Origin of the sequence: Egicoccus sp. AB-alg2 (assembly GCF_041821065.1) — a bacterium.
Taxonomy (GTDB): Bacteria; Actinomycetota; Nitriliruptoria; order Nitriliruptorales; family Nitriliruptoraceae; genus Egicoccus.
The window spans coordinates 49,426-65,204 of sequence record NZ_JBGUAX010000011.1 but is presented as its reverse complement, the minus strand read 5'-3'; the positions used below and the strand labels follow the sequence as shown (position 1 = coordinate 65,204).

The 15,779-nt window shown below is 72.0% G+C and carries 15 protein-coding genes; 5 read left to right on the top strand and 10 right to left on the bottom strand.

Going from position 1 to position 15,779, the window contains the following annotated elements; translation table 11 throughout:
• Window positions 1-86 precede the first annotated feature (86 nt).
• The 5 genes from ACERM0_RS19780 to ACERM0_RS19760 all read left to right on the top strand — a co-directional run bounded on the left by ACERM0_RS19780 (window position 87) and on the right by ACERM0_RS19760 (window position 7,837).
• A complete protein-coding gene (locus ACERM0_RS19780; protein WP_373680357.1) occupies window positions 87-1,595 on the top strand; it encodes a diguanylate cyclase in 1,509 nt (502 codons plus the stop codon).
• Between the two features lie 11 nt (window positions 1,596-1,606).
• Window positions 1,607-1,738 carry a hypothetical protein gene (locus ACERM0_RS19775; RefSeq protein WP_373680356.1) on the top strand — a complete coding sequence of 44 codons (132 nt, stop codon included), beginning with the start codon at window positions 1,607-1,609 and terminating at the stop codon, window positions 1,736-1,738.
• 95 nt (window positions 1,739-1,833) lie between these two features.
• Entirely contained in the window at window positions 1,834-3,441 is a 1,608-nt protein-coding gene (locus tag ACERM0_RS19770) for an acyl-CoA carboxylase subunit beta (protein ID WP_373680355.1), read from the top strand.
• A gap of 5 nt (window positions 3,442-3,446) precedes the next feature.
• Window positions 3,447-5,597, top strand: coding sequence for a biotin carboxylase N-terminal domain-containing protein (locus tag ACERM0_RS19765; protein ID WP_373680354.1), 2,151 nt, complete (start codon window positions 3,447-3,449; stop codon window positions 5,595-5,597).
• A gap of 107 nt (window positions 5,598-5,704) precedes the next feature.
• Complete coding sequence (locus ACERM0_RS19760) at window positions 5,705-7,837, top strand: S-layer homology domain-containing protein (protein ID WP_373680353.1); 2,133 nt, start codon at window positions 5,705-5,707, stop codon at window positions 7,835-7,837.
• A 115-nt stretch (window positions 7,838-7,952) separates the two neighbouring features.
• Here ACERM0_RS19760 and ACERM0_RS19755 read toward each other — a convergent pair whose 3' ends face one another.
• From ACERM0_RS19755 to ACERM0_RS19710, 10 genes are read right to left on the bottom strand one after another with little or no spacing between them, the layout of a single operon-like run.
• Complete coding sequence (locus ACERM0_RS19755; RefSeq protein ID WP_373680352.1) at window positions 7,953-9,428, bottom strand: complex I subunit 5 family protein; 1,476 nt, start codon at window positions 9,426-9,428, stop codon at window positions 7,953-7,955.
• A gap of 1 nt (window position 9,429) precedes the next feature.
• Window positions 9,430-9,918, bottom strand: coding sequence for a cation:proton antiporter subunit C (locus tag ACERM0_RS19750; protein ID WP_373680351.1), 489 nt, complete (start codon window positions 9,916-9,918; stop codon window positions 9,430-9,432).
• Window positions 9,915-10,352, bottom strand: a complete 438-nt coding sequence (locus ACERM0_RS19745; protein ID WP_373680350.1) for an MnhB domain-containing protein — start codon at window positions 10,350-10,352, stop codon at window positions 9,915-9,917. The genes ACERM0_RS19750 and ACERM0_RS19745 overlap by 4 nt, the downstream gene beginning before the upstream one ends.
• Window positions 10,349-10,960 carry a DUF4040 domain-containing protein gene (locus ACERM0_RS19740; protein WP_373680349.1) on the bottom strand — a complete coding sequence of 204 codons (612 nt, stop codon included), beginning with the start codon at window positions 10,958-10,960 and terminating at the stop codon, window positions 10,349-10,351. Before ACERM0_RS19740 ends, ACERM0_RS19745 begins: the two co-directional genes overlap by 4 nt.
• Window positions 10,957-11,334: a monovalent cation/H(+) antiporter subunit G gene (gene mnhG / locus ACERM0_RS19735; protein WP_373680348.1), complete on the bottom strand. Its 378-nt coding sequence runs from the start codon at window positions 11,332-11,334 to the stop codon at window positions 10,957-10,959. Before mnhG ends, ACERM0_RS19740 begins: the two co-directional genes overlap by 4 nt.
• The gene (locus ACERM0_RS19730; protein ID WP_373680347.1) at window positions 11,331-11,702 is read right to left on the bottom strand and encodes a monovalent cation/H+ antiporter complex subunit F; all 372 of its coding nucleotides are present in this window, start codon (window positions 11,700-11,702) and stop codon (window positions 11,331-11,333) included. Before ACERM0_RS19730 ends, mnhG begins: the two co-directional genes overlap by 4 nt.
• Window positions 11,702-12,271, bottom strand: coding sequence for a Na+/H+ antiporter subunit E (locus tag ACERM0_RS19725; protein WP_373680346.1), 570 nt, complete (start codon window positions 12,269-12,271; stop codon window positions 11,702-11,704). Before ACERM0_RS19725 ends, ACERM0_RS19730 begins: the two co-directional genes overlap by 1 nt.
• Window positions 12,268-14,004 (bottom strand): Na(+)/H(+) antiporter subunit D, encoded by a 1,737-nt coding sequence (locus ACERM0_RS19720; RefSeq protein ID WP_373680345.1) that lies wholly within the window; start codon window positions 14,002-14,004, stop codon window positions 12,268-12,270. Before ACERM0_RS19720 ends, ACERM0_RS19725 begins: the two co-directional genes overlap by 4 nt.
• Complete coding sequence (locus ACERM0_RS19715; protein ID WP_373680344.1) at window positions 13,997-14,266, bottom strand: hypothetical protein; 270 nt, start codon at window positions 14,264-14,266, stop codon at window positions 13,997-13,999. Before ACERM0_RS19715 ends, ACERM0_RS19720 begins: the two co-directional genes overlap by 8 nt.
• Window positions 14,263-15,753, bottom strand: a complete 1,491-nt coding sequence (locus tag ACERM0_RS19710; protein WP_373680343.1) for a complex I subunit 5 family protein — start codon at window positions 15,751-15,753, stop codon at window positions 14,263-14,265. Before ACERM0_RS19710 ends, ACERM0_RS19715 begins: the two co-directional genes overlap by 4 nt.
• Window positions 15,754-15,779: the final 26 nt, after the last annotated feature.

The following is a 15,779-nucleotide window of genomic DNA, read 5'->3' as shown; positions in this document are numbered from 1 at the left end:
CGGCCCGTCAGCGTCTAGGATCCCGACCGGTACCCGAGCGGGGACGACTCGGGTGGGGCAGTGGACGTCCACGACCTGGGGACCGAGTGGGCTTCGAGGAACTCGACGACTTCGACACCGCGTGGCGACGGCGACGGCAGGATCCGCAGACAGCGTTGCACGTGGCGCAGCGGCTGCGCGACCGGGCCAGCGCGACCGGCGACGACGTGCTGCGCGGCCGGGCGCTCACGCTCGAGGGCGCCTGCCACGCGTTGCGCAACGACTACATGCCGGCGCTTCGGGCGTTGCTCGAGGCGGTGGCGATCCTCGACGAGGCGGCGTCGGCCGACGACCGCGCCCCTGCACTGGCCGAGTACGGCTATCTCGAATGCGTGCTCGGTGAGGTGTCGACCGGCATGGAGCGGCTCCTCGATGCCCTGGCGCTGTACGAACAGCTGGGCGACCTGGCCGGTGCCGCCGCGACGCTCAACCGTATCGGTGTGACGTTCTACAGCCGTGGCGATCTCACCGACGCCCGTCAGGCCTACGAACGCTGCCTCGCGTTGCACGAGGACCTGCAGGACGAGGTCGCCGCCGCCGGGGTGCGCAACAACCTCGCGAAGATCGCGACCGCCGAGGGCGACGTCCTCGCGGCACGGGCGTTGCTGCACACGGCGCGCCGGGCCTTCGCCGCGGCGGGGGAGTGGCGCGGCGTCGCGATGACCGAGCACAACCTCGCGATGGCCGACGAGGTGGCTGGCGCGCTCGCCGACGCCCGCAGCGGTTACGAGGCGGCCCTGCGCAACTACGGGCGGGCGGGACACCTCCACGGGGCCGTGGAGAGCCGCATGCGGCTGGGTCGCCTCGTCGGCGCCGACGAGCCCGGGCGCGCCACGTCCCTGCTGCTCCAGGCGCACGGTGATGCCGAGCGGCTGGGGCTACCACGCGAGTGCGCCCAGTCCGCCGAGGCGCTGGCCGACCTCTGCGAGGACCTCGGGAAGCCGACGGAGGCGCTGCGCTGGCTCCGGCACCTGCGCGAGGTCGAGCGCAGCCTGTTCGACACGGCCTCCGAGCAGCGCGTGCGGGCCCTGCAGGTGCGCTACCAGCTCGAGCGTCTGGAGCGTGACCGCATCACCGACGCGCTGACCGGCCTGCTCAACCGGCGTGGTCTGCAGCAGGTGTTGGACGAGGCGGTCCGGCGCCGCGTCGACGGGCGACCGACCGCCCTGCTGCTGCTCGACCTCGACGACTTCAAGCAGGTCAACGACCGGTTCTCGCACGCCGTCGGGGACCAGGTGCTGCGGCGCGTGGCCACGCTGCTGCAGGCATCGGTCCGGCCCACCGACGCCTGCGCCCGCTACGGCGGTGAGGAGTACGTCGTCGTGCTCGCGGACTGCGACCACGTGCAGGCCCACCGGATCGCCGAGGACGTCCGGGTCGCGGTGCGAGACGACGGCCGGTGGGCGGAACTCGCGCACGGACTCGAGGTGACGACCAGCGTCGGCGTCGCCGAGCTGCGCGTCGGGATGGACGGGGAACTGCTGTTGCAGGCTGCCGACCGTGCGCTGTACGCGGCCAAGCATGCCGGAAAGGACCGCGTTCTGGCCGCCAGCTGAGCGTGCTGGCCGTGGTCCGCATCCCGAGCGGTCGTCGTGGGATGCCGCCCCGGCGCTTCACCCTGGTGCATCGCGGCGCCCGCCTGACCGACGAGGAGATCGAGGTCCTGGTCGACGGTCTTCGGAAGATGGGCACGTCCTGAACGTGTTCGCCGACGCGGCGCCCGGCCAGAACGTTCTGTAGGTTTCCGTTCCGTACGTCGGACGTGAGACGATGCGGCGCGAATCAGGAGGGCCGGTGGGCGTCGGAGGCGGCGTACTGGGGTCGCGGGTCGACGTGACCTCGGAGGGCTTCGCGCGTAACCGCGAGGCGAATCTGGCGCTGCTGGCCGAGATCGAGGCGCAGCTCGTGGCGGCGGCAGCCGGCGGCGGGCCGGACAAGCTCGCGCGGCACCGGCAGCGCGGCAAGCTCACGATCCGTGAACGGATCGCCCTGCTGCTGGATCCCGGCAGCCCGTTCCTGGAGCTGCAGCCGTTGATCGGCTGGGGCAGCGACTTCCACGTCGGTGGCTCGGTCGTGCAGGGCATCGGTGTCGTGCGTGGCGTGGAATGCCTCGTCACCGGCGCGGACCCCACCGTGAAGGGCGGCGCCTCGAACCCGTTCTCGGTCACGAAGGCGCTGCGCGGCCTGCAGGTCGCGGCGCAGAACCGGCTGCCCGTGATCAACCTCACGGAGTCCGCCGGCGCGGACCTGCGCACGCAGAAGGACATCTTCGTGCGCGGCGGTCGGACCTTCCACGACCTCACCGCGCTGTCGAAGGCGGGGATCCCGACGATCTCGGTGGTCTTCGGCTCGTCGACCGCGGGTGGCGCCTACGTACCCGGCATGAGCGACTACACCGTGCTCGTCCGCGACCGCTCCAAGGTGTTCCTGGGTGGGCCGCCCCTGGTGAGGATGGCCACCGGCGAGGAGGCCGACGAGGAGGAGCTCGGCGGGGCCGTGATGCACGCGCGCACGTCCGGTCTGGGCGACTACCTCGCCGACGACGAGATCGACGCCATCCGCATCGCCCGCGACGTCGTCGGTCACCTGCGCTGGAACAAGGCCGGTCCGGGCCCGAGCGAGCCGGCCGACCCGCCGCTGCACGATCCGGAGGACCTGCTCGGGATTGCCTCGGTGGACCTGCGCGAGCCGTTCGACAGCCGCGAGGTGCTGGCACGCGTGGTCGACGGGTCGCGCTTCGAGGAGTTCAAGCCCGCCTACGGGCCGAACCTCGTCACCGGGTGGGCGTCGATCCACGGCTTCCCGGTCGGCGTGCTCGCCAACAACGGGGTCCTGTTCAACCAGGAGGCGGAGAAGGGGGCACAGTTCATCCAGCTGTGCAACCGCCTGCCCGTCCCGCTGCTGTTCCTGCAGAACATCACCGGCTTCATGGTCGGCACCCACTACGAGCAGGCCGGCATCGTCAAGGACGGTGCGAAGCTCATCAACGCCGTCACCAACTCCGAGGTGCCCCACCTCACGCTCATGACCGGCGCCTCGTACGGGGCCGGCAACTACGGCATGTGCGGGCGCGCCTACGACCCCCGAATGCTGTTCACGTGGCCCAATCACCACATCGCGGTGATGGGCCCCCAGCAACTGGCCGGCGTGCTGTCGATCGTCGCGCGCAGCGCCGCGGAGAACCGTGGCGAGCCGTGGGACGAGGAGCAGGACGCGGCGGTACGCCGCATGGTCGAGCAGCAGATCGAACAGGAGTCCAACGCCCTCTACGCCACCGGTCAAGGCTGGGACGACGGGGTGGTCGACCCGCGCGACACCCGGCACGTCCTGGGGCTCGCCCTCTCCGCCGTTCATTCCGCCGAGGTCCGGGGCGCCACCGGCTTCGGCGTGTTCCGGATGTGAGCGCCGTGCCGACCTCCGCTCCGCGGCTGCCGCGCCGCGTCCTGATCGCCAACCGCGGCGAGATCGCCGTCCGGGTCGCCCGGACCTGCCGGCAGCTCGGCATCGCCACCGTGGCCGTGTTCTCGGACGCCGACGCGGACGCCCTCCACGTCGAGGTCTGCGACGAGGCGGTCCGCATCGGCGGTGCCCGGGCGGTCGACAGCTACCTGCGCATCGACCGGATCGTCGAGGCGGCGCTGCGCTGCCGCGCCGACGCGGTCCATCCCGGCTACGGCTTCCTCTCGGAGAACGCCGCGTTCGCAACGGCGGTGGCCGCGGCCGGCCTCACCTGGATCGGGCCGCCGCCGGACGTCATCGCGGCGATGGGCGACAAGCTGGAGGCCAAGCGACGCCTGGCGGCTGCGGACGTTCCGGTCCTGCCGGGCCGCGAGCTGACGTCGGGCCTCGACGACGCAGAGGTGGCCGAACTGGCGCACGAGGTCGGCTATCCGCTGCTGGTGAAGGCGGCGGCGGGCGGTGGGGGCAAGGGCATGCGCCTGGTCGCCGACCCGGCGGAGCTGAACGAGGCCGTCTCGGGTGCGCGGCGCGAAGCGGCGTCGGCGTTCGGCGACGACCGGGTCTTCCTCGAGCGGTTCGTCCAGCGCCCCCGCCACCTCGAGGTGCAGGTCCTCGCCGACGCCCACGGCGCCGTGGTGCACCTGTTCGAGCGCGAGTGCTCCATCCAGCGCCGGCACCAGAAGGTCGTCGAGGAGACCCCGTCCCCGGCCGTGGACACCGAGGTGCGCGAGGCCCTGACCTCGGCCGCGGTCAGCGCCGCCCGTGCGATCGGCTACGTCAACGCCGGCACGGTCGAATTCGTCGCGGACGACGCCGTGCTGGCGCGGCGGCGTGGCGGTGAGGAGGTCGATCCCCGGGAGGCGTTCGCCTTCCTCGAGGTCAACACGCGGCTGCAGGTCGAGCACCCCGTGACGGAGGCGACGGTCCGCATCGCCGGCGACGACGGTGACGGCACCTTGGACCTCGTGCGCCTCCAGCTCCTGGTCGCGGCGGGCCTGCCGCTGCCGTTCGCGCAGGCGGACGTCCGGCAGGCTGGCCACGCCATCGAGGCGCGGCTGTACGCCGAGGATCCCGCGCACGGCCACCGGCCGGCGCCAGGCCCGCTGCTCGTGTTCGAGCCGGCCGCGGGGGACGGCATCCGCTGGGACGTCGGCGTCCGCGGCGGCGACGTCGTCGGTCCGGACTACGACCCGATGCTGGCAAAGGCCATCGGCTGGGCGCCGACGCGCGGCGAGGCCGCCGGCCGGCTCGCCGCCGCGCTCGAGCGGACGCTGCTGCACGCCACCACCAACCGCGACCTGCTGGTCGCCGTCCTGCGCGACACCGCGTTCCTCCAAGGCGACACGACCACCGCCTTCCTCGCCGAGCGCTTCGACCCCGCGACGCGGCCCCTGCCGGCACCGGATCCGGCGGCCGTCGAGCTCGCCGTGGCCGCCGCCGGCCTGCACGCCCTGCTCACGGCGGACTCGGGCGCGCTGCCCCGGGGCGTCCCCGCCGGGTTCTCGAACACCCGGGCGTTCGGGCAGCAGCTCCGGGTGACGGCTCCGGGAGCGACCGCGCCCCGGACGGTGCGCATCCAGCCACGCGACCGCGACGGAGGCGCCTGGCGAATCGGGGTCTTCGACGACGTGAGCCCGGGCGTGCTGCAGGACGACGCCGCACCCGCGTCCGAGCAGCACGTCGAGGTGATCGAGGTCGGGCCCGACTTCCTCGCCCTCGAGGTCGAGGGGCACCGCCGACGGCTGGCCGTGCGATGGTTGACGCCGGCCGGCGCGGGGGAGCAGGCCGTGCGCGTCGCACTGGTCGACACGGCCCGTGGCTGGGTGGGCGTCACCGTGCTCCCGCGCTTCCCCGTTGCGGCGGCCGCCGAGGTGGCGGGTGCCACGACGGCGCCCATGCCCGGCGCGGTCACCCGGGTCGCGGTCGCTCCCGGCGACCGGGTCGCCCGCGGCGACCTCCTCGCCGTCATCGAGGCGATGAAGATGGAGCACCGGATCACGGCTGCCGTCGCCGGTGAGGTGGCCGCCGTTCACGTCGCCCCCGGTGAGTACGTCGACGCGGACACGGTCCTGGTCGTCGTCGATGCGGCGCCCGCCTGACGCTGCGGGCGTCGTGCCGTCAGCGCATGCGGCCCCACGGCCGCCCGGCCGCCACCTAGGGTCGCCATGGGCCGCGGCCATGCGGCCATGGAGAGAGGGAGTACGACGTGACCGTCACGAAACGACGGTTCACGCGCCGGAACGGTGGGATCGCCGTGCTGGCGGCCGGGACGCTCGTCGCGTCCACGGTCGCCACTGCCGCGGCACAGCCGCCGTTCAGCGACGTGGACCCCGATACACGACCACACGGTGAGGCCATCTACGAGCTCGCCGAGCGCGGGATCATGCAGGGCCGTACGGACGGGCGCTTCGACGTCGGTGGCACGCTGACACGGGCCCAGCTCGCCAGCGTCGTCGTCCGCGCCGCGGGGCTGCCCCCGTCGGACGCCCGACCGTTCGACGACGTCCCGGAGTTCGACCACACCGACAACATCGCCGCCGCCTACGAGGCCGGCCTCGTGCAGGGCTACCGGGACGGCACGTTCCGTCCCCACGCGCACATCACCCGCGACCAGGTCGCCGCCGTGCTGCACCGGTGGTTCAGCCCGGACGCGGTCGACGGCGAGGACCGGTTCACCGACCTCGCCGGCAGCGTGCACGCCGACGAGATCAACGCGCTGGCCGACCTCGGCATCGCGCTGGGCTTCGACGACGGCACCTTCCGGCCGCGTCGCGACCTGCGCCGTGACCAGGCCGCGTCGTTCGTGTGGCGGACGGTCCGCCACGTCGAAGGGCTCGACCAGGCGACCTCGCAGGGCGTGACCCATCACACCACCATCGACGTCCGGGGCGTGTCGTCGATCAACGTGATGGAGCAGGGCGGGACCGAGTACATGGTGGCGTTCGGTACCGCCATGGGGCTGCGCGTCTACGACCTGACGGACCCGCTGGACCCGCAGGAGGTCGGTGCCGTCGAACTGGACGAGTTGCGCCTCGACGACGACGACTACGACCTCGACGCGGACGACGCGGAAGGGACGTTCTGGTCGGCGGAGTCGCTCAACATCGACAAGGACCGTCAGGTCGCGTTCCTGTCGCGTGACCCACGGGCGTTCCAGAACCCGCAACCCACCGGGGTGGCCGGTTTCTACGTGATCGACCTGTCCGACGTGACCGCCCCCGAGGTCGTGCTCTTCCACGAGGTGCCCGCCGGGCACACGGCGACCTGCGTGAACGACTGCGACTACCTGTGGAGCGGTGGTCCGGCCACGGCGGCCTACCAGCCGGACGAGTGGATCGGCCGGCCGATCTTCGTCACCGACGTGCGCGACCTGACGAACATCACCACGTTCGAGGAGCCCGTGGACACGGGCCGCTACCGCGGCGCCACCGACTACGCACACGACGTCCAGGTCGACCAGGCCGGCGTCGCGTGGGTGTCCGGTCGCGGGGGTGTGCGCGGCTACTGGACCGACGGGATCCACCCGGACCCGACCAACGACGGCCTGCCGCGCGAGGCGACCGCCTGGGACCCGGTGCCCTTCGCCGGCGGTGAGGTCGGCGAGTACAACGACCCCGACGACCCGTCGCGCATGTTCGGTGCGATCCACAACTCCGAGCGTCCGATCGACGGGGCCGGAGACCGGCTGCTGACCGATTCCGAGCGTCCGCGGCGTCCCGGCCTGGCCGACGGTGCCGGCGGCGACTGGGCGACCGGCGACCTGCTCTACGTCACCGACGAGAACTTCTCCGCGCCGTGTTCCGAGGCGGGCAAGTTCTACATCGCCTCGATCGAGGGCGCGAAGGACGGTCAGGGCTGGTACGACGAGGACGCGGACCCGGAGACCGAGCCGGGCTTCGCGCTCGAGCAGGTCGGCGTGTGGAGCGTCGCGGACAAGGAGGGCTCGGCGTTGGACGTCGCGCCGATCACCTGCTCCGCGCACTACTTCCAGTTGCGCGACGGGATCGCGGCCGGTGCCTGGTACACCCAGGGCTTCCGGTTCCTCGACGTCAGCGACCCGACCGACCCGATCCAGGTGGCGTACTTCCGTCCCGAGGGCGGCAACGCGTTCATGCCGATGTGGCACGACGACGTCATCTACGCGGGTGACTCGGTGCTGGGCATCCACGTGCTGACGCTGGACGAGGACGCCGAGGCGGCGATGCAGACGCGCGCCGAAGTGCTGGCACCACGGCTGTCGGGGGCCCAGCTGACCTCCGCCCAGCAGGTGACCGCGTCGCTGCAGCCCGACGAGGTCTACGGCTGGTCGTGCGCGCTTCCGGCGCCCACGGAGAGCTGACGCCGTCGCACCCGAGGACCGTCGCCCCCGCCGACCCGTCGGCGGGGGCGACGCCGTTCGTGGCGGACGTCACGGGTGCCGCCCAGGACGCGCCGGTGGCGGCACCCCGGGAAGGTCACCCGAGCATGCGGTCGGCGACGGGCATGAGGACGTTCTCGACGATGACGGCGTTGAACACCCCGATGAGCACGACGGCGGCACCCAACACGGCGACGGTGCCGACCACGCGGGGACCGGGTTCCCGGGCGGCGGCGACCACCTCGAGTTCCGGCTCGCGGACGAAGATCTGCTCGAACAGACGCAGGAAGTAGACGGCCGTCAGCAGGCTGGAGGACACGACCACCACGAAGACGGCCCAGTTGCCGGCCTCGATGCCGCCCCAGACGAGGTAGAACTTGGAGAAGAACCCGGCGGTGGGCGGGATCCCGACCATCGACAGCCCGGCCAGTGCGAACCCGGCCATGGTCAGCGGCATGCGCTTGCCGAGGCCGGCGAACTTCGCGATCGTCTTCAGGCCGGTCTGCTGGATGATGCCGCCGGCCACGAGGAACAGGCCGCTCTTCATCACGGCGTGGTTCAGCACGTGCAGTAGCGCGCCGACCAGCGCGAGCGGGTTCGCGAGGCCGATCCCGACCCCGATGTAGCCGAGCTGCGCGACCGTGGAGTAAGCCAGCAGCCGCTTCAGGTCGGTCTGCTGGATGGCGAGGACCGAGCCGACGAGGATGCCGGCCAGGCCGAACCAGGTCAGTGCCGTGCTGACCGGCAGGCCCGCGCCGTCCCCGTAGGCGGGGCCGAACACGTCGAAGAGGATGCGCACGAGCCCGTAGGCGCCGGCCTTGACCTGGACGGCGGCCAGCAGGGCCGCGACGCCGGGCGGGGAGTAGCTGTGCGCGTCCGGCAGCCACACGTGCAGCGGGAACAGCGCCATCTTTAGCGCCAGGCCGATGACGATCAGTGCCATGGCCCCGAGGGTGGTGGGGGAGTCGGCCAGCGGCGGCAGGGCCTGCGCCATGTCCGCCATGTTGAGCGTGCCGGTCGAGAAGTACAGGAACCCGACCCCCAGCAGGTACAGGCCGCTGCCCAGCGTGCCCAGCAGCAGGTAGCGCAGCGACGCGAGTACGCCGCGGTCGCCGCCCAGCGACACCAGTCCGTAGGTCGCGATCGCGTAGATCTCGAGCATGACGAACAGGTGGAAGAGGTCGCCGCTGAGCACGACGCCGGTCAGTCCGGTCAGCAGCAGCAGCGCCAGCGGGTACAGCGGGGCGCCGCCGCGCGGTTTCAGGTCGAACGCGGCCCCCACCGGGTAGACGCAGACCAGCAGTCCGATGAGCGCGATGATCACGGTCATGTACGCGGACAGCGGGTCGAGGACGTACTCGATGCCGATGCTCGGCGCCCAGCCGCCGAGGTCGTGGGTGAGCCGGCCGTCTGGTACCACGCGCAGCAGTCCGACGACGGCCAGGACCAGCGACGCCGCGGTCGACACCACCGCGATGACCTGGGCCGCCAGCGGCCGCCACAGCCCGGCGATCATGCTCAGGATGGCCCCGAACAGCAGGGGCAGCAGGACGAGGATCGGCAGGTTTTCCACGTCAGCGACCCGCCTGGTCGTCGCGGCCGGGCCGCTGGCCGTCCGCGGGGCCCGCGCGCCGGCGTCCCCGGCCTGTGGCGTCGACCGGGTCGGCCTCGGTGGGGGTGCCGATCGGCTCGGCCCGGCCGGAGAGGCGGTCGGCGATGACGGCCTCGTCGAGGGTGCCGTGCGCCCGGTACAGCCGCACGAGCAGCGACAGTGCCACGCCGACGACGCCGACCCCGACGACGATGGCGGTCAGGATCAGCAGGTGGGGGAGCGGGTCGACGTACGCCTGCGGGTCCGAACCCAGCGCGGGGTCGATGATCGGCGCGGTGGCGCCGTCCTGGACGCTGCCCTCGATGAAGAACAGGTAGATCGCGGTGGTGAAGATCGTCATGCCGACGACCTTCTTGACGAGGTCGCCCTTGGCCAGCATCCCGTACAGGCCGATGGCGAGCAGCACCAGCACCAGGACGTAGATGTAGCGGGCGAGGAACAGGTCGATCATCGGCTGCTCCGCCCCGTGATGGCGTCGAAGATCAGGACCATGGCGCCGAACACCGCCAGGCCGACGGCGATCTCCACGACCAGGATGCCGAGGTAGCGCACGCGCGCGGCCTCCATGCCGGCAACCTGGATGGCGCCGTAGTCGAGGAACGCCCCACCGACCAGCAGCGGCAGTGTGGCGACGACGAGGAACAGCAGCATGCCGACCCCGGCGGCCAGCGGCCCGGCCGAGCGGGGGATGAGCCGGTACGCCAGGGACTCGTCGAGCGTCAACCGGGGCAGGATCGCACCGACCGCCACGAACACCCCGCCGGCGAAGCCGCCGCCGGGGCCGTAGTGGCCATGGGCGATCACGTACAGCCCGAACAGGGCGATGAACGGACTCGCGACCGCGCAGATGACGCGGACGACCTCGGACGGGTAGGCGCCGATCATCGCCCGTCACCTTCGCCGTGTCGGTCGTCGGCCGTCGGCGACGGTCGTGGCGTGTCCCCGCTGGCCGGCTCCTCGTCGTCGCCGCGATGACGGACGAGCACCAGCGCGGCGGCCAGGGCGGCGGTGACGATCACCAGCGTCTCGCCGAGGGTGTCCTGCGAGCGGTAGTCGGCGAGGATCGCGGTGACGACGTTGGGCGTCTGCGTCTGTTCGAGCGACCCCTCGATGTAGGCCGTGGCGACGCCCTGGTGGGCGGGCGCCTCGGGGTCGCCACGGTCGGGAAGCCCCGTGCTGGCGTAGAGCATGAGGCCGATGAAACCGGCGATCAGCGGGAGCACGACCCACAACCGTCGGCGGTCCGTGCGTGGTTGCGACCGCCGCGTCGTGGCGAGGATCGCGGCGATGAACAGCACGCCCGTCAGGCCCGCTCCCAGCGCCGCCTCGACCAGGGCGACGTCCAGGGCGGACAGGCCCGCGAACAGCAGCGCGGCGAAGAGGCTGTAGGCCGACAGCAGTGCCACGGCCGCGAGCAGGTCCTCGACGTGCAGGGCCAGGATCGCGGTGGCGATCAGGATGACGAACAAGAGGATGTCGAGGGGGACGATCACGCGCGTTCCTCCTCTTCGACGGCGGTGTCCGCCAGCGCCTGCTGGATCTCGGCCTCGGCCGAGGCCTGGTCGACCGTCTGCACCGGCAGGGCGCCCGAACGGTGAGCCGCCCGGACCAGCGCGTGCACGGCGGTGGGGTTCAGGATCAGCGAGGCGATGAGCACGAACGCGAGCCGGAAGCTCGCGTCGATCTCCAGCTCCGGACGGAACAGCAGGCCGACGAACAGCAGCAGCAGTCCGAGTGTCTCCGACTTCGCCACGGCGTGGGCACGTGTGTACAGGTCGGGGAGCTTGAGCAGCCCCACCGTGGAGGCCACGAGCAGCACCAGGCCGAACACGATCAGCGGCGTGGAGACGAACAGCATCCAGCTCATCGTCCACCCCCGTCCCGCGGGTCGCTTTCGGTCGCGCCGCGGTCGATGGGGGCGCCGTCGATCGGGCCGCCGTCGACGCGGCGCGGATCGTCCGGCGGCGTCTCGCGGCCCTGGAAGTAGCGGCCGAGGGCGATGGGCAGCAGGAAGGCCAGCAGCATGAACCCCAGGGCGATGTCGAGGAAGAACCCGGGCCGGCCGAGCACGAACCCGAGCACCACCATCACGACGACGCCGTTGACCGCCACGAGCGCGACCGCCACCAGGCGGTCGAACACCGTCGGTCCGGACCAGACGCGTGTGAGGCCCAGCGCGATCAGGACGGCGACCACCAGCAGCACGCCGACGAGGAACGGGTCCCAGTCGCCCATCATCGCCTCCCCAGGTCGTCGGGATCGACCGGCGACGGCCGGCGCTCGTCCCAGACGATCCGTGGCGGGTCGTCTGGTGGGTCGCCGAAGACGCGCGCGATGCGGCGCTGCGTCGCGGCGTTGGCGAGGTCGGCGACCGCGGTGGGGGTGAAGGCGTGGATGGTGAACTCGTCGCCGTCGACGTCGAGGGTCATGGTGCCGGGCACCATCGTGATCGAGGTGGCCAGCATGGTGCGGGCGGCAGGGCTGGCGAGGTTGGTGCGGAACCGTGCGACCCCGGGTCGCGGCGGCACCCGCGGGTCGAGCACGACGCGCAGGATGTGCAGGCCGGCGGGCAGCAGGCGGCCGATGAGCCAGACCACGTAGAGCAGCAGATACCACGGACGCACGTGGCGGGCCGCCCGGCCCCGGTCGCCGAGCACCGCGTCCAGAAGTGGGCGGCTCAACCAGGTCACCAGCGCGGCAGAGCCGACACCCATCACCAGGAAGAGCGGGTCGAGCCGCCACGACAGCAGCAGCCAGAACCCCAGCAACAGGGCGAACAGGACGGGGCCGCGTAGCCGGCTCATGACGGCACCACGCTGACGAGGAACAGCACGATGCCGGCGGCCAGCAGCACGGAGCCCAGCGTCCAGGTCGCGGCGACCGGCGGCGGCCCCTCGCGGTCTCGTCCGAAGCGTGCCAGCACGTCGGTCCGCGCGGCCTGGAACCGGGTGAGCAGCGCCGGCCGTGCGGGTGCCGGTGCCGCGACCGGCGCCTCGGCGGTGCGGCCGCGGCGGCCGAGCTCCCCGACCACCAGCGGCAGGCGCCGGTACACCCAGTCCGTGTCCACCGTGATCATCGCCTTGGCCTGCAGCTTCTTCAGTAGCAGCCCGAACGCGAACGCGGTGAACAGCAGGATCTGGATCTTCTCCAGCACCTTGCCCACCGAGTAGGGCTGGTAGTCGACCGGGTGGGGCAGCAGGTCGTACAGCAGCCCGGGCGCCAGGCCGATCGCGAGGTTGAGCGCCGCGACGATCCCCATGGCGGCCAGCATCGTGCGCGGCACCGGCGCCACGTGGATCGGGTGGCCCTCGTCGTTGGTGCGCGGGCCGGCGCCGTCGGTGCCGAACCAGGCCGCGTAGGGCAGCTTGAGCCCGGTGGACAGCCAGGTACCCACCGACACGATCTGCAGGATCAGGACGACCAGCGCGCGTTCGTCGACGTAGGCCGACTCCACCACCAGTTCCTTGGACACGAAGCCGCTGAGGAACGGCAGCGACGAGATGCTGAGCGCGCCGACGAGGTACAGGCCGAGGACCAGCCGCATCCGGTTGGCGATGCCCCCCAGCGCGCTGGCCTTGCTGCGTCCGGTGGCGTACAGCACCGCGCCGGCGCCCATCAGCAGCAGCGCCTTGTAGAGGATGTGCGCGAACGCGTGGGCCGTGGTGCCGTTGATGGCCACCTCGGTGCCGATGCCGACACCCGTGACCATGAAGCCCACCTGGCTGACGATGTGGTAGGCCAGCAGCCGCCGGATGTCGTTCTCCAGGATGGCGTAGATCACGCCGTAGACGGCCATGACCACGCCGAGCCACACCAGCACCTCCCAGCCGGCGAACCCGCGGGCGAGGGCGTACACGCTGGCCTTGGTGGTGTAGGCGGAGAGGAAGACGGTGCCAGCGACGGTGGCCACCGGGTAGGCGTCGGGCAACCAGGCGTGCATCGGCGGGACGGCGGCGGAGAGCAGGCAGGCCAGCAGGATGAGTACGGCGCCGGCCGACGGCTCGAACCGGTCGAAGGCGAGCGAGCCGGTCGCCGTCCAGTGCCACAGGATGCCGGCGAGCAGCAGCTTGCCGCCGAGCACGTGCACGAACAGGTAGCGCATGCCCGACCGCCCCGAACGGGCGTTGCGCCGGGCCATGATCACCAGCGTGCTGGCGACCGCCTTGATCTCCCAGAACAGGAAGAAGGTGATGAGGTCGCCGGCGAACACCACGCCCATGGCCGCGCCGGCGTAGACCAGCGCCGAGGTGCGCTCGGATGCCTGCTGGGTCCGCAGCCCGTACAGCCCGGCGCAGATCGCGGCGACGGCGAAGATGATCCCGAAGGGCCGCGACAGGCCGTCGACGCGCAGGACCTCGAGTTCCCACTGCAGCCACGGCACGGTCACGGACGTGCCGGGCTCCAGGACCCACACCGCCGCGAGCGCCAGCGCCGGCGCGAGCAGCATGACGACGTTGCCGACCGCCCGCGGCGCGACGCGCACGAGCGCCGCGCCGAGCAGCATCGGCACGATCGGATGCAGCAGCAGCTCAGCCACGGACCTCACCTCCCACCTCGGGGGAGACGTCCGGGCGCACGTCGTCCTGCACGTCGGGCGTCAGGTCGTCGGCGTAGTAGGTCTCGCGCCGCTGCAGGACCGACTGGCCGAGCCACTTGGCGACGTAGACCAGCAGGTAGCAGCCCGCGAAGCCGAGGAGCGCCCCGTAGCCGGGGAAACGGGCGTACTGCACGACGAGATCGAGCAGGACGACGACCACGAAGGCCACGGCGGTGACGAGCCAGATGCGGCGGCGGGTCACGGCGCACCCCCCGTCACGGTGGCGGCCACGTCGGAGGCGATCGAGTACACGCCGCCGAGGTCCCCCAGTCCGAGCAGCAGCCCGACCAACGCGGTGACGCACAACGGCACCACCATCAGCGGGGATGCCTCGCCGTGGGGGTGGGCGCGCGCCTCCTCGGAGAGCGGCTTGAAGAAGGCGCGGTAGACGACCGGGAACAGGTAGCCGGCCGTGAACAGGCCGCTGATCACGATGAGTGCGGCGTAGACCTGCTGGTCCGCATCGAGCGCACCGAGGGAGAGGTACCACTTGCTGACGAACCCGCCCATCGGTGGCAGGGCCGCCAGCCCGTAGGACGCCACGGCGAAGGCGACCATCGTGAAGGGCATGCGCCGGCCGATGCCGTCCAGTTCGCTGACATGGTCCTTGTGCGCGGCGATGTGGATCGCGCCCGCACAGAAGAACAGCGTGATCTTCAGCAGCCCGTGGTTGACGATGTGCAGCAGCCCGCCCTCGTAGGCGGTCGCGGACAGCAGCGAGAACCCGAGCACGATCAACGACAGGTGGGCGATCGTGGAGAACGCGAGCCGCCGCTTCAGGTGGTCCTGCCGGAGCGCGACCACCGACGCGACCGCGATCGTGATCCCGGCCGCCAGCGACAGCCAGCCCTGGACGCCGAGGTCGAGCAGGACACCGGGCCCGATCACGAAGCCGACGACACGCCCGAACGCGAACACCCCGGCCTTGACCACGGCGACGGCGTGCAACAGGGCGCTGACGGGCGTGGGCGCGACCATGGCGGCCGGCAGCCACCGGTGGACCGGCATGACGCCGCTCTTGGTGGCGAACCCGGCGGCGAACAGCGCGAACACCAGCACGGTCAGCCCGGTGCCCATGGTGTCGCCGACGATGCCGCCGGGCGCGAAGCCGAGCTCGCCGACGTTGGCCCACACGAGCAGCGTGGCTGCCAGCACCAGCACGCCGCCCGACAGGAGCACACCGAGGTAGAGGCGCCCGGCCGCAATCGCCTTCGCGTCACCCTTGTGGGTCACCAGCGGGTAGGTCGCGATCGTCAGCAGTTCGTAGAAGACGAAGAAGGTGAACAGGTCCCCGGCGAACGCGACGCCGAAGGCGGTCGACAGGCACAGCGCGTAGAAGGCGTAGAAGCGGGTCTGGTTGGCCGCGGCGTCACCGCGCATGTACCCGACGGCGTACGAGCCCGCGAGCACCCACAGGAACGACGCCAGCAGCGCGAACAGCATGCCCATGCCGTCGGCGCGCAGGCTGAGCTCGACGCCGGGGACCAGCTGGCCGAGGCGGGTCGTCGGCACCTCGCCGGCCAGGACCGCGGGCACCAGCGCGCCGACCACCACGAAGGTGACCACGGCGCCGACGACCAGGAGCGCGTCGCGCAGCGTCGGCTTCCGCCGGGTGACGACGATGGCCACGGCGGTCAGCACCGGCACGCCGACAGCGGCGAGCGGCAACAGCGAAGCCTGGGGGCTCATTGGCCTCCGGGGGCAAGAACACGACG

Excerpts from the sequence above, each read along its gene's own strand:
- ACERM0_RS19750 (WP_373680351.1), bottom strand. The coding sequence starts at position 9,918 with ATGATCGACCTGTTCCTCGCCCGCTACATCTACGTCCTGGTGCTGGTG.
- ACERM0_RS19745 (WP_373680350.1), bottom strand. The coding sequence starts at position 10,352 with ATGATCGGCGCCTACCCGTCCGAGGTCGTCCGCGTCATCTGCGCGGTC.
- mnhG (WP_373680348.1), bottom strand. The coding sequence starts at position 11,334 with ATGAGCTGGATGCTGTTCGTCTCCACGCCGCTGATCGTGTTCGGCCTG.
- ACERM0_RS19730 (WP_373680347.1), bottom strand. The coding sequence starts at position 11,702 with ATGGGCGACTGGGACCCGTTCCTCGTCGGCGTGCTGCTGGTGGTCGCC.
- ACERM0_RS19725 (WP_373680346.1), bottom strand. The coding sequence starts at position 12,271 with ATGAGCCGGCTACGCGGCCCCGTCCTGTTCGCCCTGTTGCTGGGGTTC.
- ACERM0_RS19710 (WP_373680343.1), bottom strand. The coding sequence starts at position 15,753 with ATGAGCCCCCAGGCTTCGCTGTTGCCGCTCGCCGCTGTCGGCGTGCCG.